This is a genomic window from Mycobacterium sp. (genome assembly GCF_965229105.1).
GTDB lineage: Bacteria > Actinomycetota > Actinomycetes > Mycobacteriales > Mycobacteriaceae > Mycobacterium.
Genome location: NZ_OZ245858.1, coordinates 2,646,441 through 2,666,963, shown reverse-complemented (window position 1 = coordinate 2,666,963; position 20,523 = coordinate 2,646,441). Strand labels below are relative to the sequence as shown.

At 64.4% G+C, this 20,523-nt stretch carries 16 protein-coding genes and 2 tRNA genes; 7 read left to right on the top strand and 11 right to left on the bottom strand.

Annotated elements, in window-relative coordinates; translation table 11 throughout:
• Positions 1-2: 2 nt before the first annotated feature.
• Both ADBZ9O_RS12700 and ADBZ9O_RS12695 read right to left on the bottom strand, forming a co-directional pair.
• On the bottom strand, positions 3-1,784 hold the full coding sequence (locus ADBZ9O_RS12700) for an N-acetylglutaminylglutamine amidotransferase (protein WP_526531691.1): 1,782 nt from the start codon (positions 1,782-1,784) through the stop codon (positions 3-5).
• 27 nt (positions 1,785-1,811) lie between these two features.
• A complete protein-coding gene (locus ADBZ9O_RS12695; protein ID WP_526531689.1) occupies positions 1,812-4,382 on the bottom strand; it encodes a glutamate--cysteine ligase in 2,571 nt (856 codons plus the stop codon).
• A gap of 131 nt (positions 4,383-4,513) precedes the next feature.
• Between ADBZ9O_RS12695 and ADBZ9O_RS12690 the strand changes: the two genes are divergently transcribed.
• Complete coding sequence (locus ADBZ9O_RS12690) at positions 4,514-5,272, top strand: MmpS family transport accessory protein (protein WP_526531687.1); 759 nt, start codon at positions 4,514-4,516, stop codon at positions 5,270-5,272.
• Between the two features lie 74 nt (positions 5,273-5,346).
• Here the strand turns inward: ADBZ9O_RS12690 and ADBZ9O_RS12685 are convergent, their stop codons facing one another.
• A complete protein-coding gene (locus tag ADBZ9O_RS12685; protein ID WP_526531685.1) occupies positions 5,347-6,654 on the bottom strand; it encodes an MFS transporter in 1,308 nt (435 codons plus the stop codon).
• A 78-nt stretch (positions 6,655-6,732) separates the two neighbouring features.
• On the opposite strand from ADBZ9O_RS12685, the gene cmrA reads away from it, so the two are divergent.
• On the top strand, positions 6,733-7,539 hold the full coding sequence (gene cmrA, locus ADBZ9O_RS12680) for a mycolate reductase (RefSeq protein WP_526531683.1): 807 nt from the start codon (positions 6,733-6,735) through the stop codon (positions 7,537-7,539).
• Positions 7,540-7,544: 5 nt separating this feature from the next.
• Here cmrA and ADBZ9O_RS12675 read toward each other — a convergent pair whose 3' ends face one another.
• Entirely contained in the window at positions 7,545-9,146 is a 1,602-nt protein-coding gene (locus tag ADBZ9O_RS12675) for a helicase HerA-like domain-containing protein (RefSeq protein ID WP_526531681.1), read from the bottom strand.
• A gap of 133 nt (positions 9,147-9,279) precedes the next feature.
• Here ADBZ9O_RS12675 and orn point away from each other — a divergent pair, with 133 nt between their 5' ends.
• The gene (gene orn, locus ADBZ9O_RS12670; protein WP_526531679.1) at positions 9,280-9,894 is read left to right on the top strand and encodes an oligoribonuclease; all 615 of its coding nucleotides are present in this window, start codon (positions 9,280-9,282) and stop codon (positions 9,892-9,894) included.
• Positions 9,895-9,970: 76 nt separating this feature from the next.
• Positions 9,971-10,046: transfer RNA gene (locus tag ADBZ9O_RS12665), tRNA-His, on the top strand.
• Positions 10,047-10,084: 38 nt separating this feature from the next.
• Here ADBZ9O_RS12665 and ADBZ9O_RS12660 read toward each other — a convergent pair.
• Together ADBZ9O_RS12660 and ADBZ9O_RS12655 are read right to left on the bottom strand one after the other, a co-directional pair.
• A complete protein-coding gene (locus ADBZ9O_RS12660) occupies positions 10,085-11,692 on the bottom strand; it encodes a cellulase family glycosylhydrolase (RefSeq protein ID WP_526531677.1) in 1,608 nt (535 codons plus the stop codon).
• A 65-nt stretch (positions 11,693-11,757) separates the two neighbouring features.
• The gene (locus ADBZ9O_RS12655; RefSeq protein WP_526531675.1) at positions 11,758-12,978 is read right to left on the bottom strand and encodes an Ig-like domain-containing protein; all 1,221 of its coding nucleotides are present in this window, start codon (positions 12,976-12,978) and stop codon (positions 11,758-11,760) included.
• A gap of 167 nt (positions 12,979-13,145) precedes the next feature.
• On the opposite strand from ADBZ9O_RS12655, the gene ADBZ9O_RS12650 reads away from it, so the two are divergent.
• Positions 13,146-13,221 (top strand) — tRNA-Lys (locus ADBZ9O_RS12650).
• A 100-nt stretch (positions 13,222-13,321) separates the two neighbouring features.
• Here the strand turns inward: ADBZ9O_RS12650 and ADBZ9O_RS12645 are convergent.
• Complete coding sequence (locus ADBZ9O_RS12645; protein WP_526531673.1) at positions 13,322-15,235, bottom strand: DUF1214 domain-containing protein; 1,914 nt, start codon at positions 15,233-15,235, stop codon at positions 13,322-13,324.
• A 479-nt stretch (positions 15,236-15,714) separates the two neighbouring features.
• Positions 15,715-16,806, bottom strand: coding sequence for a hypothetical protein (locus tag ADBZ9O_RS12640; RefSeq protein WP_526531671.1), 1,092 nt, complete (start codon positions 16,804-16,806; stop codon positions 15,715-15,717).
• A gap of 140 nt (positions 16,807-16,946) precedes the next feature.
• Between ADBZ9O_RS12640 and ADBZ9O_RS12635 the strand changes: the two genes are divergently transcribed.
• Positions 16,947-17,288 carry a hypothetical protein gene (locus tag ADBZ9O_RS12635; RefSeq protein ID WP_526531669.1) on the top strand — a complete coding sequence of 114 codons (342 nt, stop codon included), beginning with the start codon at positions 16,947-16,949 and terminating at the stop codon, positions 17,286-17,288.
• 563 nt (positions 17,289-17,851) lie between these two features.
• On the opposite strand, the gene ADBZ9O_RS12630 is transcribed toward ADBZ9O_RS12635, so the two are convergent.
• On the bottom strand, positions 17,852-18,079 hold the full coding sequence (locus ADBZ9O_RS12630; RefSeq protein WP_526531667.1) for a DUF3618 domain-containing protein: 228 nt from the start codon (positions 18,077-18,079) through the stop codon (positions 17,852-17,854).
• Between the two features lie 152 nt (positions 18,080-18,231).
• Between ADBZ9O_RS12630 and bcp the strand changes: the two genes are divergently transcribed.
• Entirely contained in the window at positions 18,232-18,705 is a 474-nt protein-coding gene (gene bcp / locus ADBZ9O_RS12625; RefSeq protein WP_526531665.1) for a thioredoxin-dependent thiol peroxidase, read from the top strand.
• Here the strand turns inward: bcp and ADBZ9O_RS12620 are convergent.
• Both ADBZ9O_RS12620 and acpS read right to left on the bottom strand, forming a co-directional pair.
• A complete protein-coding gene (locus ADBZ9O_RS12620) occupies positions 18,694-20,031 on the bottom strand; it encodes a dipeptidase (protein WP_526531663.1) in 1,338 nt (445 codons plus the stop codon). The genes bcp and ADBZ9O_RS12620 overlap by 12 nt on opposite strands.
• A gap of 90 nt (positions 20,032-20,121) precedes the next feature.
• On the bottom strand, positions 20,122-20,514 hold the full coding sequence (gene acpS / locus ADBZ9O_RS12615; RefSeq protein WP_526531661.1) for a holo-ACP synthase AcpS: 393 nt from the start codon (positions 20,512-20,514) through the stop codon (positions 20,122-20,124).
• Between the last annotated feature and the right edge of the window lie 9 nt (positions 20,515-20,523).

Genomic DNA, 20,523 nt, shown 5'->3' with positions numbered 1-20,523 from the left:
GATTACTCCTCCATAGCCTGCAGCCACATCTCCAGCACGGCGAGCTGCCACAGCGCATTCGAACCCAGCGTGGTGCGGGTGTCGTTCGGGGCGGCCAGCATCGCGTTGACGGTCTCCGAACGGTACAACCCTCGGGCGCGCGCCGCGTCATTGGTCAGCGCGTCGCGGACCAGATCCAGCACGGGCCCATCCAGGTGACGGATACCCGGCACCGGGAAATATCCCTTGGTCCGGTCGATGACCTCGGCCGGAAGGTGTGCGCGGGACGCCTCTTTCAGTACGCCTTTGCCGCCGCCGGCCAGTTTCAGTTCCGGCGGGCAGGTCGCCGCGAGGTCGACGAAGTCGTGATCGAGGAACGGCACTCGCGCCTCAAGACCCCAGGCCATCGTCATCGTGTCGACCCGTTTGACCGGGTCGTCGACCAACATCACGGTGGTATCGAGGCGCAGCGCGGCATCCACTGCGGTATCGGCTCCCGGAGCGTCGTGGTGCGCGGCCGCGAACGCGCGGCTGACATCCTCGGCGATGCTGTAGTCCGGCGCGAGCAGCGCCTGGACACCCGCATGCCCTCGATCGAAAAAGACGTTCGCGTAGGCGTCGGTGGTCTGCCCGCGTGGGGTGTCGGCAAGGGGCGGATACCAGTCGTAGCCGGCCAGAATTTCGTCGGCACCCTGCCCGGACTGGACGACCTTCACCGACTTGCTGACCTCTTCGGACAGCAGATAGAACGCCACACAGTCATGGCTGACCATCGGCTCACTCATCGCGGCAACGGTTTTCGGCACTGCGGGCAACAGCCGTGACGAATCGATGTGGATCCGGTGATGGTCAGTGGCGAAGGTCTTCGCTATCAGATCGGAGTAGGCGTACTCATCACCGGATTCCCCACCGGCTGAATCGAATCCGATGGAAAAGGTGGACAATCCCTGCTGCCCCTGTTCAGCCAGGAGCGCAACGACGATGGAGGAATCGATCCCGCCGGACAGCAGGACACCGACGGGGACATCGGCCACCATCCGTCGTTCGACGGCGGTCCGCAGCGACTCCATCAGCGCGTCCTGCCAGTCAACGGCTGACCAGTCGGCACGGGCGGGATCGCGGCGAAAGCCCGGCGCCCAGTACACGATGTCCTCGTAGGTCCCGTCGGGTTGGATCACCCGGACCGTCGCCGGTGGGAGTTTGCGGACACCGCGGTAAAGGGTCAGCGGCGCGGGCACCACCGAATGGAAGGTCATGTAGTGGTGAAGAGCGTCTCGGTCGATGCCGGTGTCGACATCGCCGGCGTCGAGTAGGGCGCGCACCGTTGATGCGAATCGCAACCGCCCCGGCCGCTGGGCCAGATAGAGCGGTTTGATGCCGAGCCGGTCGCGCCCCAGCGTCACCACCCCGGTTTCGCGGTCGACGATCGCGAAGGCGAACATACCCTTGAAACGATCGACGCAGCGTGGACCCCACCGGTGGAACGCTTTGATCAGCACTTCACTGTCGGCGTTGGAGAAGAAGCGGTAACCGAAGGCCTCCAACTCTTTTCGCAGAGACTCGTGGTTGTAGATGCAGCCGTTGAACACCAGCGTCAACCCGAGTTCGCTATCGGTCATCGGTTGGGCACCGCGCGCCGACAGGTCGATGATGGACAGCCTGCGGTGACCCAGCGCGATCCGGCCGTGCGCGACGACACCGTCAGAATCAGGGCCTCTGGAGACCATGGCACCGGTCATCCGCGCCACCGCATCGACGTCGGCGGCATTTCCGTCGAACCGAATCTCACCGCATAAGCCACACACAGGTCGCCCCTCTGTTCACGCGCGCACTCAACTCGCCGCGCCCAGCACCCACGTGTCCTTGCTGCCGCCACCCGATGACGAGTTCACGATTCGTGACCCTCGGCTGGCCACCCGGGTCAGTCCGGCCGGCATCACCAAGGCGGTGACATCGCCGTCGCGATCGGCACGTAGATGCACGAAGGTACGGAGATCGACGTGATGCGGGTACATGCCCTCGCCGTCGAAGGTCGGGTGCGTCGACAGCGCCACCACCTCCTGGGCGATATAGCGCTCGGGATGGGTCGCCAGCTCCTGCCTGCGGGCATCCAACGCCTCCTGCGACGCGTCGGGTCCGATCACCACACCGTTGCCACCGAAACCGTCGATGGGTTTGACGACGAGTTCGTCCAAATGCGCCAGCACATAGTCGCGCTGGGTGCGTTCCGCACAGATCCAGGTGGGCACCTGCGCCAATGACGGCTTCTCGTCGAGGTAGTACTCGATCATCGCCGGCACGTAGGGGTAGATGGCCTTATCGTCGCCGATGCCGTTGCCCAGCGCGTTGGCGATCGTAAGAGTGTCGGCCGCGACGGCTGCCATCAGACCCATCCGCAACGGTTGTCCATCGTGACCGATCGACGACAACAACATGTCCTCGTCGATCCGTGCGTAGACCACATCGACTGGGTGGGTGGCAGAACCGTTGTGGCGCATCAGTTTTCCGTCGCGTACCGACAGATCAGAGGAACGCACCAGCGGTACGCCCATCTGTTCGGCGAGAAAGGTGTGTTCGAACCAGGCTGAGTCTTCCCAACCAGCGGACAACAACACCACGGCTGGCTCCGCCCCGGCATCGGCGGGAGCGGCCGCGCGCAGCGTCTCGAGCAGCATGCGCGGGAGGTCTTCGACGTCGCCAATACCAGCGGGCCGGATGAGTTCGGGCAGGTGCTTATTCAGCAGCCTGCGGTTGACGATCGCGTAGGCGGCACCGGAGGGAATGCGCAGGTTGTCCTCCAACACCATCCAGTGCCCACGATCGTCACAGACGAGGTCGGTGCCACTGACATGGGCGCGTACCGCCGCGGGACTGAGCCGCCCGGTGGAGCGGAAGCCGGGCGCGCGATCGAGTGCCGCCACCTCCATCACACCATCGGCGATGATCCGCTGTTCGGAGTAGACATCGCGCAGGAAAGCGTTCAATGCCCTGGCCCGCTGCCCCAGCCCGGCCGCCAACTGGTCCCATTCGTCGGCTTCGATCACCCGGGGCATGAGGTCGATCGGGAAGACCTGCGCGCGACTCTGACCGCTGACCTTGAACAGAATGTTGTCGGCACGCTGCTCCTGCTCGATACCGCCTTCCCGCGACCGCAGCGCGGACACCCCGAGCGTGGCAACGGTGTCGAGCATCTCTGTGTAGCGCGGGCGGGGCCGGCCATCGGGGTCCACCGCCTCGTCATAGCTTTGGTAGACGGTTTCGGCCTGATAGCCGAACAACAGCGTCGGGGTCTGGACGACGGCGGCGGCAGTGTTCGGCCACCGACCTGCGGTTTCGGCGATCAACTGGTCGACGACATCGGTGAGCCTGCCGCGACGGCGCAGGGCACGACGCTGCCGAGCCGATGACGTGCCCGCGATCAGTACTTCGTGGGTCAGATTGCTGACCAACGGCCAGTCACCGGCATCCTCCAACTGGGGTCGCAGTGAGCGGACCAGCTCGCTGACGACTTCCGCGGCCGGTCTGCCGACGGGTCCAGACACGTCGACGAGTTCGCCCTCCAGACCCGAGCGGGCGGCTCGCCAAAGCGCGGCCCGACCGATCGTCGGGGAGATCTGCAACGCAGGGATGCCGGCCCGATGCGCTTGCGCCTCGCGTTCCACCAGCGCGCGAAAGAGGCCGGCGATCAGCACGATGGTGTCGACGGACGGACAGCTGTCGCAGATCCGCAGCTCCAGCGATGGTGCCGAACTGGCCGGGCGGACATCGAAATACACCATCCCGCTGTCGGCGATGACCCCGCTGGCCACCAGGTCCGCGATCAAGGCGTCGTATTCTGCGGCCGACTCCACCGGTGCGGCGGGACCAGTGGTGGGCCACCGCTGCCAGACCAACGTGCGGGCACTGCAGTAACCGGTATCAGATCCGTCGGACCAGAACGGTGAGCTGGCGCTGAGCGCGAGCAGAGTCGGTAGATAGGGCGCGACCCGGTGCCCAACAAGGACAGCCTCGTCTCGGCTGTCGATTCCGACATGTACCTGAGTGCCGCAGATGAGTTGTTCGCGAGCCAACAATTGGTAGTCGGCAAGCATCTGGCGGTAGCGTGCGGTTGCCGTGACAGCCATTTCCGCCGGGACCGACAACGGCACCGCCCCGGCCGCGACGACACCCATCCCGAGCTCTGCGGCATTGTCGACGAGGACCCGGCGATGGGTGACCAATTCGTCACGCAAGCCCGAAAGCGTATGCACGACACCGCTGTTCATCTCGATCACACAGCGTTGCAGCTCCGCGACATAGGTGTCGGACAACCGGTCCAACAACTCAGGTGCGCGCGCCGCCAGCCGTCGTGACTTGAGATCGACGAGGTGGAACTCCTCCTCGATTCCCAGCGATCTCGGCATGGAGCCTCGTTTCGTCAGGGTATTGACGGGATAGTTAGGGCCCCTGTATTCACACTGCTGAGAAGAGGTAAACACAGTGGGAGACACTCTGCGACTTCAAACCGGAGGTAGCCTGCAGGCATGAGGTGGGCATGAGCGATCCACGTCGACCAGATGGGCCTGATCCAAATCAGCCCCCTTGGTCGCAACCGACCCAGCAGCTGGGCTATACCGATCCGGCGTACTCGGGCCAGTACACCTATCCGAGTTACGTTCCGCCGTCGTCGCCCAACCCCACCGAGCAGCTCCCGCCGTACTGGACGCAGACGACGCAGTACCAACCGCCGGGTGCGCCACCGCCCGGTGAGCCGCCGGCCGGGCCACCGAAGTCGCCACGCTGGCTGTGGATCGTTGCGGGCCTGGCAGTTCTGCTCGTCGTCGGGTTGGTGATCGCGCTGGTGATCGCCAATGGTTCGTCCAAGGACGACACGCTCGTTGCGCCACTGCCCCCGATGCCCGATGCCAGCACCAGCTCGGCTCCGACGACGACGTCCCGGACACCGAGCCCCAGTACCACCCGGTCGACGGCACCGAGCACCACCGCGGCCATCCCGCCGACCCGCTCGACCACCTCCGAGCCGGGCGTCGCCCAGACCGTGACGTACAGCGTGACCGGCGAAGGCAGGGCCATCAGCATCACCTACGTCGATGACGGCGGCGTGCTGCAGATGGAGTTCAACGTGGTGCTGCCGTGGACCAGGCAGGTCAGCCTGACCGCGCCGGCCTCCAGCGCCGCAAGCGTGACGGTGCTCAACGTGGGTCGACAGGTCACCTGCTCGGTCACCGTCGATGGCGATCAGGTGCGGCAGCGGACGGGTACGGGCCTGACGATCTGCGCTTCAGCCGGGTGACGATGCGGGAGCGAGGAACGAGCTCCCGCAGAGGATAGCCCGGCAATCAGATCCAGCGGGTTAGCGGTTCAGGGCTAGCGGCGCGGCACCTTCACGGCCAGCATCGCCAACAGGCCCGCAGCCAGCACCACGCACAGCCCACCCATGCCGGCCCGGTCGGCGTGGAACGCGTCGACGAAGACAAAGAACAACCACGGCGCCAGGAATGACACCGCCCGGCCCGTCATCGTGTAGAGCCCGAAGGAGACACCTTCACGGCCGTCGGCGGACATCCGCAGCAGCAGCGTCCGCGCCGATGATTGCGTCGGGCCGAGAAACAGGCACAACACCAGACCGCACACCCAGAACGACACCGGCCCCGACAGCGCCAGCAGCGCGAGTCCGGCGGCGATCATCGCCATCAGGGATGTGACGATCACCGGTTTGGACCCGACGCGGTCATCGAGGAAGCCGCCCATCACCGCACCGATTGCGGCGACCACACTGGCGGCCACCCCGAAGATCAGGACGTCGGCTGGGGAGATCCCATATACCGATACCCCCAGCACCGCACCGAAGGTGAAAATACCGGCCAGGCCGTCGCGGAAGATCGCGCTGGCAAGCAGGTAGTAGACGAGGTTACGGTCGCGGTGCCACTCGAGCACGATGTCTGCCCACACCTTGCGATATGCGCCGAATATTCCGACACGGTGCTGCGGTTCGCTCACCGCCGGCACGGTGTGATGGGCAGTGAACAGCAACGGCAGCGCAAACACCGCGAACCAGGCGGCGGCCAACAGCATCGCGAACCTGACGTTTTGACCGTCGGCGGTTGGGATGTCGAGCAATCCACGCGTGGACCCATCGCCCACGATGAACCCGGCATAAACCAGCAGCAGTAGCGTGACGCTACCCAGATAGCCTGACGCCCAACCGAATCCAGATATTCGCCCAGAATTCTCCGGCGTGGACAGCTGTTTCAGCATCGCGTTGTAGGGAACGCTCGCGAGCTCGCCAAAGGCCGCGGTAAGCGCCAGCAGGGCCAGTCCCGGGAAGAGATAGGCCGGGTCGTCGCGGATCAAGCTCATCACACACGTCAACGCGACAACCACACCGGTCAGGACACCGAGCGCTCGTCCACGGCGCCGTGGGGCCTGCACCCACAGCCCCGTCACCGGCGCCAGCACCGCCACAGTAAGGCCGGCGAGGGTCAGGGCTCGGCCCAGCCAGCTCGCCGGGGAAGCGCCGCCCGGCATGCCCTCGCCGACCGTGCCCGTCAGATACACCGAGAACACAAACGTCACGACGATCGCGCTCATACCAGTGTTACCGCAGTCCCACAAAGCCCAGGCGATAACCCTGGATCGGTCGGACATGCGCGAACCCACTGCGGGGTTGCTCATGCCGGGCACTCTATCGGTCCGCGGGACGGTGCCCTGTCCGTCGTTCGCGGCGGGCAGCGTGTTGTCTACCATTGCGGCATGCCAGTTCCCCCACCCCGTCCGGACGCCCGAGCCGTCGTCACCGGCGCCTCCCAAGGCATCGGTGAGGCATTGGCGACCGAACTCGCTGCCCGTGGCTACAGCCTGATCGTGACCGCACGACGAGAAGAGGTGCTGACCGAGTTGGCGGCGCGCCTCGTCGAGCGCTACGGCGTCACCGTGGAGGTGCGCGCGGTCGATCTCACCGACGAGATGGAACGCGACATCCTCGCCGACGAATTGGCCGGGCGGGATATCTCGATCCTGTGCAATAACGCCGGAACGGCCACCTTCGGACCCGTGGCCACCCTCGACCCCGCCGGCGAGAAGTCCCAAGTCCAGCTCAATGTCAATGCGGTACATGACCTTACGCTGGCTGTGCTGCCGGGGATGATCGCCCGCGGTGCCGGCGGAATCCTGATATCCGGTTCGGCGGCGGGCAATTCGCCCATTCCGAACAACGCCACCTACGCCGCGTCGAAGGCGTTTGCGAACACCTTCAGCGAGTCACTGCGCGGTGAGGTGCGCAAGGCCGGCGTGCATGTGACGGTGCTGGCGCCGGGGCCCGTGCGCACCGATCTGCCCGACCCTTCGGAACGCTCGCTGGTGGAAAAACTCATCCCCGACTTCCTGTGGATCGACACCGAATACACCGCCAAGGTGTCACTGGATGGCTTGGTACACAACAAGATGCGGGTGGTCCCGGGGCTGACGTCCAAAGCCATGTCGGTCGCCAGCGGGTACGCGCCCCGCAGTATCGTCTCGCCGATCGTCGGTGCGGTGTACAAGAAGCTCGGCGGCGAGTAACAGACTCAACGGCGTCGGCGGCGACCGGTACCGAAAATGCTGCGGGTGATCTCGCGGCCGATGACGGTGCCCGCCGAACGCAGTGCGCTCTTGACGGCCGGATTGTCCATCATCTTGTCGAACATGCCCGGCTCCTCGCGTTGCGCCGGCGCTGGCATCGGCGGCACCTCCACCTGCTGTGGGAGCGGTGGCAGATCAGCAGGCGCGGGTGCGGCGGGAGGCGGGGGTGGTGGCGCCAGCGTTGCGGCCAACCGCTCATAGGCCGAATCGCGGTCGATGGTTTGGCCGTACTCGGCCTGCAGCGGACTGGCTTTCGCGGCCGCGGCGATCGCGTCGGGACCGATGGTGTCCATCAATGACCGGGGTGCACGCATCCGGGTCCAAGCCACCGGTGTCGGCGCGCCCCGCTCGGAGAGCACCGTGACGATCGCCTCGCCGGTACCCAATGACGTCAGCGCCGACTCCAGGTCGTAGACATCGGTTTTCGGGTAGGTCCGAACGGTCTTGCTGAGCGCTTTCTGATCGTCGGGGGTGAACGCCCGCAGCGCGTGCTGGATACGTGCACCGAGCTGCGACAGAACATTATTGGGGATATCGGTCGGCAACTGCGTGCAGAAGAAGACGCCGACGCCCTTTGAGCGAATCAGTTTGACGGTCTGTTCCACCTGCTCCAGGAACGCTTTGGAGGCATCAGTAAACAGCAGGTGCGCCTCGTCGAAGAAGAAGACCAGTTTTGGCTTTTCGATATCGCCGACTTCGGGCAGGAACGTGAACAGATCGGCAAGCACCCACATCAAGAACGTCGAGAACATCACCGGCCGGGCGGCCTGATTACCGAGCTCGAGCAGCGTGATGATGCCCCTGCCCTGGGCGTCGACCCGCATCAGATCTTCTGGCCGCAGTTCCGGTTCACCGAAAAACGTATCTGCGCCTTCGGCTTCCAAATTCACCAGCGCCCGCAGGATGACCCCTGCCGTCGTCGGGGACACCGCACCAAGTGCTTTGAGCTGGGGCTTGCCCTCATCGCTGGTGAGGAATTGGATGACCGAGCGTAGGTCTTTGAGGTCGAGTAGCGCATAGCCCTGCCGGTCGGCCCAGTGAAAGATCAGGCCCAGGGTGGATTCCTGGGTGGCGTTGAGCCCCAACACTTTCGACAGCAGAATGGGGCCGAAGCTGGTGATCGTCGCCCGGATCGGCACACCGATACCAGAGGTGCCCAGTGACAGAAATTCCACCGGATATGCCGTCGGGGTCCAGTCGTCCCCGGTGTCGGCAGCCCGTTGGGCCGTCTTCTCCCCCGGCGTGCCGGGACGCGACAGTCCGGACAGATCACCCTTGACGTCAGCCATCAGCACAGGCACCCCGGCAGCAGACAGCTGCTCGGCGATCACCTGCAGCGACTTTGTCTTTCCGGTGCCGGTGGCGCCGGCCACCAGGCCGTGGCGGTTGACAGTGGCCAGCGGAATGCGGACGTGGGCGGCCGGATCGGCCACACCGTCGACGACGACCGAACCCAGTTGCAGTGCGGGACCATCGACGGCGTAACCCGCGGCGATTTTCTGCGACGGTGTCAACGGTGGCCCGGCGGGCGCGGAATCGGTGCTCATCTTTGAGAGCTCACAGACGCGGTCCTCCTGGCGGGTTTTCTGGATCCAGCAATCCACGCACATTACTTGGCAAAGTTCACGCAGGCGGGTGTGGGCGCGCGCGGCAGATTGCGGGCGAATACTGTTGAACCCCGTGCGCGAAGAATTGGTATGGATCGACTGCGAGATGACGGGGCTCGATCTCGGTTCAGATCGCCTCATCGAAATCGCGGCCCTGGTGACCGACGCCGACCTGAACATCCTCGGTGACGGTATTGACGTGGTCATTCACACCGATGACGCCGCACTGGACGGAATGGTCGAAATCGTCACGCGGATGCACACCCGGTCGGGGCTGATCGACGAGGTCAAGACATCCACCATCGATGTGGCTACCGCGGAGACCGCGGTGCTGGACTACATCCGCCAACACGTCAAAGCGGCCAAGACCGCGCCGCTGTGCGGTAATTCGATCGCCACCGACCGGGGCTTCATCGCCCGCGATATGCCCGCGCTCGACGACTTCCTGCACTACCGGATGATCGACGTCAGCTCTATCAAAGAACTGTGCCGCCGGTGGTACCCGCGCATCTACTTCGGTCAGCCGGAAAAAGGCCTCGCCCACCGCGCGCTGGCCGATATCCATGAGTCGATCAACGAGTTGAAGTACTACCGCCGTACCGCGTTCGTCGCCCCTCCCGGACCCTCTACCAGCGATATTGCGGCTGTAGCCGCCGAGCTCGGACCGCCGGCGGCAACGCACGAGTGAATGGATTCGGCCACAGGCGGTCGGACCGGTTAAGATCGACCACGCTGCACGTCGGGTCAGCCCGAATTCAGCAATGGTGGCTGTAGTTCAGTTGGTAGAGCACCAGGTTGTGATCCTGGCTGTCGCGGGTTCGAGTCCCGTCAGCCACCCCACCAGGTCAGGGGGCGTTTTCGCCCCCTGACCTTTTTTATTATCCCGACGCGCCTGCCGCGGAACGCGATGTTGTCTTTTTCGACGCCCCAGGTGAGGTCTGTTGATGGTCGGTTGCGCTTCGCGCCGCAGCGCCCGCAGGCACCCGCTTCGGGGCCGCATTGCTCTTACGACTGCCCACCCCACCCGCGCTAGCCGCAGCGGATGTCTTTGTTGCCGCGGGAGATTCGGCCGGGTTGCGGCTACTCTTCGCCGCCGCAGCTCTCGGCGCTGGCGACGTGCCGCTGGCTGTCGCGTTTCGCTCAACCGCGGCGGCAACGCCGACTGCCGCCGGTACCTTGGCGGCCGAGGCCCCGCCGAGCAGTGCACCGACGGCCTGCACGACGTACGTCACCGCCGAGACGGCGATCTGAAAGAGCGCCCTCGGCACGATCAACAGCAGACTGATCACCTGCCGCCCCACGATCAGCAGCTGGTCCAGGAAGTTGTTGGCCGGCACGAAGGGGGTGACGTCGAATGGTTCCGCCGTACCGTCGGCGAGGTCCTCGATCAGGTCTTCGACGGTGTCCACCGCCGGCTTGGGCGTCCAATCGGTGTGAAAGATCCCGAAGTTGTCCTCGTCGTCGAAGGCGCCGGTGTTGGTGTCGCGCGTGGTGTAGATGAAGATCGGCCCGGCCCCGTCGACACCCTGCCAGGACACCACGAAGTCGTGGATAAAGGCGGCCTGCTGCGCTTGCGAGATCTGCGGGTTGGTCGGCAGACCGTATTCGGTGGCCCAGATCTTCAACGCCTCGTCACCGTGGGCATCCATCAGTGCCCGGATCGCCTTCACCTGATTCAACGGCGAATTCGTGACGTCCTCCCCCAGCGAGAACGGCAGCGTGTAGTGGTACGGGTGAAACGACAAAGCATCGAAGTTGCCCTGTGCGCCCGCGTCATACATCTGCGCGAGGAACGTCTCCGGTTGCAGTGAGAGTCCGGGGATCGTCGACACCGACCCCAGCACGCCGGCGATCACCACCGCGTTCGGGTTGCTCGCCTTGATCGCCGGGTAGGCGGCTTTGAGCATCGCCGTGTAGGCCGCGGCGTCGATCGGGTTATAGAACAGCGAGCCGTTGGGCTCATTCCACACCTCGTAGGCGTCGATCTCACCGATGGTGTCGTCCTTGTAGCGGTCCGCCACGGCTGCGGCGAACCGGGCGTAGTCGGCGGGGTCGGAGTGCCCGTTGATCGGGAAGCCGGCCCATGCCGGGGTCCCGGAGATCGCGCCGACGATGTTCATCCCGCGCTCGCTAGCGGCGTGCACGACGTAGTCGAGCTTGGTCCAGTCGTAGTCCTCGTTGTCCGCCGGCTGGGTGTAAATCCAGGGCACCGCAATGCGAATATCGTTGACGCCCATGCCTTTCAGCCGATCAAGCGTGGCGTCGATGTCCGCGTCGGACAACCTGTAGAGATTAGAGTCGGCGATGCCCAAGGTGGTCGGCGTCTCGTCGATCGCCCCGGTCAGCACGACGGGGAGGTGCAGCGCCCTGGCCACCACGGCGGTCGGGTGCGCGAGGGTGTTGCTTGTGGTCGCGGCGCATATCACCGCGGCGCTGAGGCTGACGACCGCAACTCGACGCAGCGCGGGTGAAGTGAATCCAGACATTGCGCGCAACCCCCCGGTCAGCCTTGCGCAAATGTGCGCTGCCAGAACCGTAGTCCGCGCGGTGGTCAGATGTTCGCGTTACCCGCGCGCCACTGCTCCCACGGGACGTTCCAGTCGCCAAGACCATCGACACCGGGCAAGACGGAGCCAACAGTGTTGACCACCTCGACGATATCGCCGCGTTTGGTGTTGTTGTAGAACCACTGCGCGTTACTGGTGCTGACGTTCAAACACCCGTGACTGACATTCGAATAGCCCTGACTGCCCACCGACCACGGCGCGGCGTGAACGTAGATACCGCTGTAGGACATCTGGGTGGCGTAGTCGACCTCGGTCCGATATCCGTTGGGCGCGTTGGACGGCACACCGTAGGTCGATGAATCCATCACCATGTGCGAGAACCGATCACCGATGATGTAGGTGCCGTTATTGGTCGGAGTGCTGTTCTTGCCCATCGAGATGGGCATGGTCTTGACCACCTCACCGTTGATGCGGACGGTCAGCGTCTTGGTGTTGTCGTCGGCGGTGGCAATCACCTCGTCACCGATGGTGAAGTGCGTGGTGACGTTCTCCTGGCCGAACAGGCCGTCGCCCAGGTCAACGCCGTAGGTGTTGACCGCAACGTCGACGGTGGTGCCCGGCTTCCAGTAGTTCTGTGGCCGCCAACGGACTTCGCGGTTGCTCAGCCAATAGAACGCACCATCGACCGCCGGTGTGGTGGTCACCTTGATGGCCCGCTCGGCCGCTGCGCGATTGGGGATGTTCTCGTCGAACCGCACCGCGATCGGCTGTCCGATACCGACCGTCTCACCGTCGTTGGGCATGACGTAGGGCATGGTCAGGTTTTCCGGCGAATGCGTCTCGAACGTCATCTGCCTGCTGGTGACGCCACCAAGGCCCAGCGACTGTGCGCTGAGGGTGTAGCGCTCGTTGTACCCCAGCGGTTCGGAGGTCGACCACGTCAGGCCGTCCTTGCTCAGCTTGCCCGGCACCGTGGTGCCGTCCTGGTTGGTCATGGTCACCGCCCCCAGAACGCCATCTTCGGCGGTGACGGTCACCGGTTGGTCGACAGAGACTCCAACGGCGCCGTTGGTGACCGACGCGGCCAGCTTGGGTACCAGCAGGTCACCGAACGGCGTTCCCTTGTCGGAGATGACCTGCGGTGCCGGCGGAGCAGAGTTGGTGGTGCATGCACTCATGCCCAAGACGACGGCAGGCAGCAGCACCAAAGCCGCCAACCAGGGCCGATAGCCTCGCCGACGGGTCACGGAACGGACCTGCGACATACTTTGCTCCACCTCGTCAAACGGACCGCCAACCAGCAATCTTGGCAATAGTCTAAGGGCACATGGACACCGAACGCGACTACAGCGTCACGGGTCTCCAGCTGCTGCTAAGTGTACGGATTTCGCCGGGAACGCTCGGGCCTGTTATCGTCTCACACGCAGTTGACGCGCCGTTAGCTCAGTTGGTAGAGCAGCTGACTCTTAATCAGCGGGTCCGGGGTTCGAAACCCTGACGGCGCACCACCCAAAAACCCTGCTTTGGCGGGGTTTTTGTCATTTCTGCGCAGTCGTCGCGAGCCGCACTCCCCCATCGGGTGACCCAGGTCAAGTCGTCACCTTTTGTTCAGACCCCAAACAGACCTGAGGTGGGCGCAATGGCCGGCGGGAGCCAAATCCCCTCATACGCTGCCGACGCGGGGGCGTAGATCCGCAGATAGACGCTGAATCCGCCGGCGGGCACCTGCAGCCAGTTCGCTCCGGAATCGCCTGGGTCCTGCGGGGAGAGGATGACATCGATCGACCCGTCCGGCCGCGTGATCAACTGCCCGTTGCTGTACACGTTCGGAGTCGTCGAATTCACCAGCTGCCCAGCGCTGTTGTACACCGTGAGTGACCAGAATCCGCCGGCATCGACAGGGGGCGCCTGCCCGGGTGCGAAATGCAGGACATAAGTCCTATTGCCGTTCAGCGGTAGGTAATTCGCGTCCAGCATGCCCGGGTAGTACAGCGCCTGGTCCGGGGTGTTGGCGACCAAACCGACGTAGGCCACCCCCGCGCGGTAGAGGTAGTTGGTGCCGAAGTCGCCGATCTCGGGTCGGGTGACGGCCCAGCCATGGTGCTGGATCGCCGACACCGCCTGAATAACGTCGGTTAATGGGGGAAGCAGGATGGCGGTCACTTGGACCGCCATCGCCGCGGCCAGCTGTGACAGCGGGCCGAGACGGTCACCGACCTGCAGGGCTATCGTCGGATCGGTGGGGTCCGGCCCGACGCCGATCAGGGCCAGATTGGCCAGTTCCGCGGCATCCTGCTGAGGCGGGTACGGCGGATTCTGGGTGATCGCGGTACTGATGGCGTTGAGCACGGAGATCGGCGACAGGTAGGCCGCCGGGATCACCGCATTGTTGACGGAGGTCGCCCCGGTCGCAGTCAGCGTCCACTGATGCATCAGATCGACCACCTGCTGCTGGTCGGCTGGCGTGGCTTCAACGCGTCCGAGCAACAACTCGCTGGAATAGTCGACGAGTACGGTCTGTGCGCCCGGGACAGCCACCTGCTTTCCGATCCATGTGATGGCGTATGTACCAGGCCCCAACCCCCCTATCGGATTCGCCTCGGTGGGGTTGGACGAGATGTAGTTGTCGACATTGATGTAGGGGTCGGTCAGCTGAAAGCTGTAGTACCGGTCGCCCATATCCGGGATGGACAACACCACCGGTCCATTACTGAGGTCGAGTGAGGCCAACGAGTAGAGCACGTTGACGTTCGGATGAGATCCCCCGCCGATCGCCTTCCAGAACGGGGCCGCATCCGGGGAGGCGAAGGTGGTGTTCAGGTTGAGAGTGTTCAACGGGCCAAGGAGTGCCTGGACGCGTTGTACGGCCAGCAATGGATAGCCGTAGATGTAGGCCTGCACGGCAAGGAGCGCCGCCCTTACCGGACCCATCGGCAAAGTGATGCCACCGATCTGCGTGGTCGGCACGACGGCGGCCGGCGCGACCGTCAGCGGCGTGGCCACGGTTTTCACGCCGGTCGCGACGACTCTGGGCGAGAGTCGCGCCGAAGAAGCAGCCCCACCGAATTCAGGTGGGCTTGCCAGCCCTCCACTTGAGGTTCTCGGCGCCGAACCGTCACCGGTGTCACCAACGTCCGCCTGCGCCGCGGCGGTGGCCGGCGTATGCACGACCACCGACTGGCCGCTGAGCGAAACCACCGACGCTGCGCCTGGTCCGGAACCACGCCCACCGGAACGCACCTCAATGCCACCCGCGGACGGTCCTGCAACTACGGGGCTGACGCGCGCGCCTGATCGTGACGCACCCCGCGCCGGAGATGGCGACGACGACGCAGGCCCCGCGCTTGAGTCGGCCGACCCCGCCGAACCGGTGGTGTCAGCGAGCGCCACCGCAGTCGAGGCGAACAAGGCACCCACACCCAACGCCACCGCCAACGCACCCACACGCCCCACGTAACGGGCATAGCCGGGACTGGCACCACGAGAGGCGAGCTTGGAAACCGAGAGGGGGTACGCGGTCATGGATCACCATTCCTCGGGGCAGAAAAGTCTCGGAGACTCGTGTTGCCCGGCGGGTACTTCCGCACCGGCCGTGCGGATGTCACCTGCTTAGTTTGCGTTTCAACATCGATTCCTGCACTTCTCACTATCGCGCGAGAGCCCTCGCAGCGGAGCTCTTTCCGCAGGACGGTGGAAGGTTTACCGGATCGAACAGGATGGCCGCGACAGGAATAGTCCGACGGTCGCAATTTTCTGCATGCCGAATTTGTTGCGGACCGCACCGATGATGGGCCAGCAATTCTCACCGAGGTCGCCGCGCCGGGTCCATTTTTCGACGGCGCGTGGACGAGGTCGAGGAGCCTACGGATTCGGAGATAAGGATGAATGAGGCCCACACCTCGAGAGAAATGATCAGAGGAGTGGGGTTAATAGTGAAGAAACCCTAAATAATGGCGATACGCCCCCTCTGAAAAGAGGGGGCCTACCGTCAGTTGCGGATGTCACTCAGACGAGTTGCTGCCCGATTTAGCTGTCGTCCTCTTGGAGCCCGCAGCGCCGCTGTGCTTGCCGGTCTTGGGGCTGTCGCTGCCACCGACGGACTTGCTGCCCGTGGAGTTGTCGCCCGGTGTGGCGCTGCTGCCACCAGCTGAACCGCTGCCTTTGACGTCAGCCGGCGTGGAACTGCTGCCCCCAACGGAATTGTCGTTGGATGTGGCGGCCTGGTCCTCATCGGTCGCCGCAGCCGAGACGTTCCGCGCCGCAGCAAGTGCCTTTGGTGCCTGGGCAGGCGCCGCCGCAGCCGGCGGCGCGGGGTTCGCCGTCGCAAGAGCCCCCTTGATCGTCTGCACGACCGTGGAGATCTCTGTGCGGATACTCGGGACAAATGCCGAGATCGGAGCCGGTGCGGGGACACCCACCCCGACAGTCAGAGCGGTCAGTACGCCGGGAAGACCGGTGGGACCGAAGAGCCCGTTGACGGCTGCGTTCCATGCCCCTTCGGCAGGGTTCGGCTGGCTCAGCGCGGCGATCGTGTTCTGCACGGTCTGCACTAGCGAACCGAGCACGACCAGGGGCCGGTTGATCGACGCGGTGATCATGTCGGGCGCCAGCGCGGCAACCGCGGTGACCACTGCCACGGCGCGGGTGATGACGCCCGTCGCGACGTAGATCCCTGAGTTCAGAGCAGCCTGGCCCGCCACCTGAATGGCTTGGCTCAACGTGTTGATTGCGGCGGGAATGTTGAGGGTCAGCAGGTAACCGGTGGCATTCCAGAATCCTTCGCTGAGTGCGAGTGCGCTGGTCCCCAGACCCTTGACCGAGTTGTACAGATAATCAGACCCGTTGAAGCCCAACTGACTGATGATCGGCAGACCGTCGGCGATGATCTGCGGAATGAGGCCTGTCTTTTTCAAGGTCGACCACGGGCCGGGCAGCGGTACCGGACCAGCGTCAAGGAATGTGTAGGTATTCAACACACCCGCGCTCAGCAATAACTCTGAGATGGGGTTGTCGAAACCGCTCAACGCAATCTGCTGAACCGACGGCACGTGAGGCGCGGGCAAATGGACGTCGGCCTGAGGGACCGGCGTCATAGCGATGGCACTTGCCCCGACTACCGCGGCGACTCCCGCAATGAGGTGTGAACGTAGTGAGATTTGCATTTCGCAGTCCTTTTGATGTGTCGACAGTGACGAGGTCAACATAGCTGAGAAAAACCTGAGAAAAACCAATATTGGCGCTTCCGTCATATTTGCTCCGGGACGACACCCCCGACGGATACGTGTCCGCAGCGTTGATGCGTGGTGGCCTGCCGCCCTTCGACATGCCTCGAAGCGACGGCGCTACCGCCGAGCAGACCATCGCCGCCGCGCAGGTCCACCTCGCCTACAGCGACCCGCTTCACGACGAAGCCGACGATGTAGTGCGCCGCGCCGTCACGGTGTCTCGCTACCTCACTGGCTGGGCCAGTCCAGCTGCGCGCCGACAACACCTCACACGCCGGGTGACGACACCTGTTGGTCTGGTGACGGTCCAGTTAGGCCATCCGAGCGGTAGTCGTATTGCCGATTCCTGATATGGGCGTAAATAGTTGGCGACGGCACGCATGTCGGCGGGACGGCCATGCTTTTCGGGCACCTGCACAGCGAACGTCAATAAGTCGAGCAACATTCGAGTATTTGCCTCGCCTGGATCGACACCACCTGCGGGTTTCCTGTGCCGGACCAGACCTTTATGTGCTGGTGAGGCCCGCACGGGTGACCGCGGAAGGTACTTTCGGGTCATACCCGCGGTAACGGATACCCCGCGTGTCGGACAAGATTAGTCACTCTTCCAGCACAGATCTAGCTGGGAGCTGTTAGCATCTAGTTAGCTGAACTTCCGCGCTAGCGGAGCAACCAGTAATCACGTAACGGATCGAGGGCTTAGCCAATGCCGATGACAATGTGTCATTGCGGGGTAGGCGCATCGAATGCCCACGTGCACACCGACGTAACTGCGCAAGCATCGGAACCCGGCCCGTCGTATGTGCACAGTTGTAGCCGAATCGGCTTACGTGCCAACCCGCCCACGTCATGGCTGTCACCCAGCGGCTGGTTTCGCCGCCGCTGATTCAGCGAAGCCGTTTTGGCGCAGCGATCAGCTGTTGCGGATTCTGCGGATGACGATCACCACAGTCACCAGGCCCACCCCGACCAGCGAGGCCGCCACCGCAGGCTTCTTCACGAAATTCACGATGCCCGCTTTGACGTCGTCTGCGATCCTGCGCGGATTCGCCCGAACCGCGAGCGAGTCGACCGTCGCGGCCAGCTGATCGCGGGCAGCATCGATCTCCTGCTTGATGACATCGGGATCCCGGTCCGCCACGATTCCTCGCTCTCCTCGCCATCGCTACCGGCGCCGCCTGCGTGGGCTGGTCGCTCAGTTTGCCGCCTTGCGGAACTACCCTAGATCAGCCCGGCCCCGTACCGCTGCACCGGTAGGACGAGGCCTGACCACATGAGCCGAAAGGAAAAGCGTTGACCGACACTGCGCGACTCGCTGAGGGCGATAAGGCCCCCGCATTCAGCCTCCCCGATGCTGATGGCAACACGGTGAAGTTGGCCGACTTCAAGGGCCGCAAGGTCATCGTCTACTTCTACCCGGCCGCGTCGACACCAGGGTGCACCAAGCAGGCGTGCGACTTCCGCGACAGCCTCGCCCAGCTCAACGAGGCCGGGTTGGACGTCATCGGAGTGTCACCGGACAAGCCGGAGAAGCTGGCGAAGTTCCGCGACGCCGAGGGTCTGACCTTCCCCCTGCTCTCCGACCCCGACAAGTCGGTGCTGGCCGCCTGGGGTGCGTTCGGCGAGAAGAAGCTCTACGGCAAGACCGTGCAGGGCGTCATCCGGTCGACGTTCGTCGTGGACGAAAAGGGCAACATCGAAGTGGCGCAGTACAACGTCAAGGCCACCGGCCACGTCGCCAAGCTGCGTCGCGACCTATCGGTCTAACCCCGCCAAAGCTTCCAGCAGAAGTGCCTCTGCGGTGGCGGCGCGTTCGAGCACCCCAAGGTGAAGGCTCTCGTTGATGCTGTGGGCCTGCGTATTTGGATCTTCGACGCCGGTCACCAAGATCGTCGCCGCCGGGAACGCATCGGCGAATTCGGCGATGAACGGGATGGATCCGCCCACCCCGGTGTCGACCGCGTCGACTCCCCACGCTTGGCGGAACGCCACGCGGGCGGCGTCATACACCGGGCCGGTGGCATCGATGGCGTACGGCTGACCTGAATCGCCAGGCGTGACCGTCACGTGGGCTCCCCACGGGGCGTGCTCTTCCAGATGCTTGCGGAGCAGCTCGAGATGCGCGACGGCATCGCCGCCGGGGGCGATCCGCATGCTCACCTTCGCGCGGGCACGGGGTATCAACGTGTTCGAGGACGCCGCAATGGACGTCGTGTCGATGCCGATGATGGTGATCGCGGGTTTGGCCCAGAGTCGTTGCGGCACCGAACCGGAGCCGATCTCTTGGACGCCGTCGAGCATGCCGGTGTCCGCGCGCACCCGCTCCGGGGTGTAATCCACCTCGCTGGCAGTGCCGACGTGCAGACCCGCCACCGCGACATTGCCGTCGTCATCGTGCAGGGTGGCGAGCAACCGGACCAGTGCTGACACGGCGTCGGGCACCACACCGCCCCACATGCCCGAATGCAGGCCGTGATCGAGTGTCTCGACCTCGACCACACAATCGGCCATCCCCCGCAGCGATACCGTCAGCGAGGGGATCTCGGTGCTCCAGTTGTCGGAGTCGGCGATGACGATGACGTCGGCGGCCAGCAGATCTTTGTGAGCGGTCAGCAGCTTGCCCAATGACGGCGAACCGGACTCCTCCTCGCCTTCGACGAAGACCGTGACACCCACCGGCGGTTTACCGTCAAAGGCGCGCAACGCGGCCAGATGTGTTGCGATACCGGCCTTATCGTCGGCGGTGCCGCGTCCGTAGAGCCGGCCGTCGCGCTCGGTCGGCTCGAACGGTGCGGACTCCCACTGCGCGGGGTCGCCTTCGGGCTGGACATCGTGGTGGGCGTACAGCAGCACGGTCGGCGCCCCAGCCGGGGCGGGGTGACGGGCGATGACCGCGGGCGCGCCGCCTTCGCTGACGATGCGTACATCGGTAAAGCCGACGCCGGTGAACAGATCGGAGACTGCCTGCGCGCTGCGGTGCACTTCATCGCGCCGAGCGGGGTCCGCCCAGACCGACTGGATACGCACCAGGTCCTCAAGGTCCTTGCGGACTGATGGCAGTACCTCTTTGACACGCTCGACGAGATCGCTCATGCCTACGAGATTAATCCCCCGCGAGCAGACACAAACTGGCAGTATCTGGGCGGATTTTGTACCCGTTTGCGTCTGCTCGGCACAGAAGAGCTAGGTGGTCTCCAAGATGGCGACCGCTGCGGCCGTATCTCCCTCATGGGTCAGCGACACGTGAATCGTCACATCGACCAGATGCTCGGCGATGGCACCGGTGAGTCGGACCTTGGGCCGTCCCCACATATCGGTGACCACCTCGATATCGCGATGGATGGCCTCGGGCAGCACCGGACGCTGCGCGAAACGCGAACCCGACCACGCCTTGATGACCGCCTCTTTGGCCGCCCACCGCGCGGCGAGATGCCGCGCGGCGACCGAACTCTTATCGGCGGCGTCGCGACGCTCGCCGGGAGTGAACGTCTCGGCGAATACCGTTCCGGGCTGGTCCACCTGCTCGGCGAATTCGGGAATGGACACCAGGTCGATACCAATTCCGACTATCGACATCTGGCGACC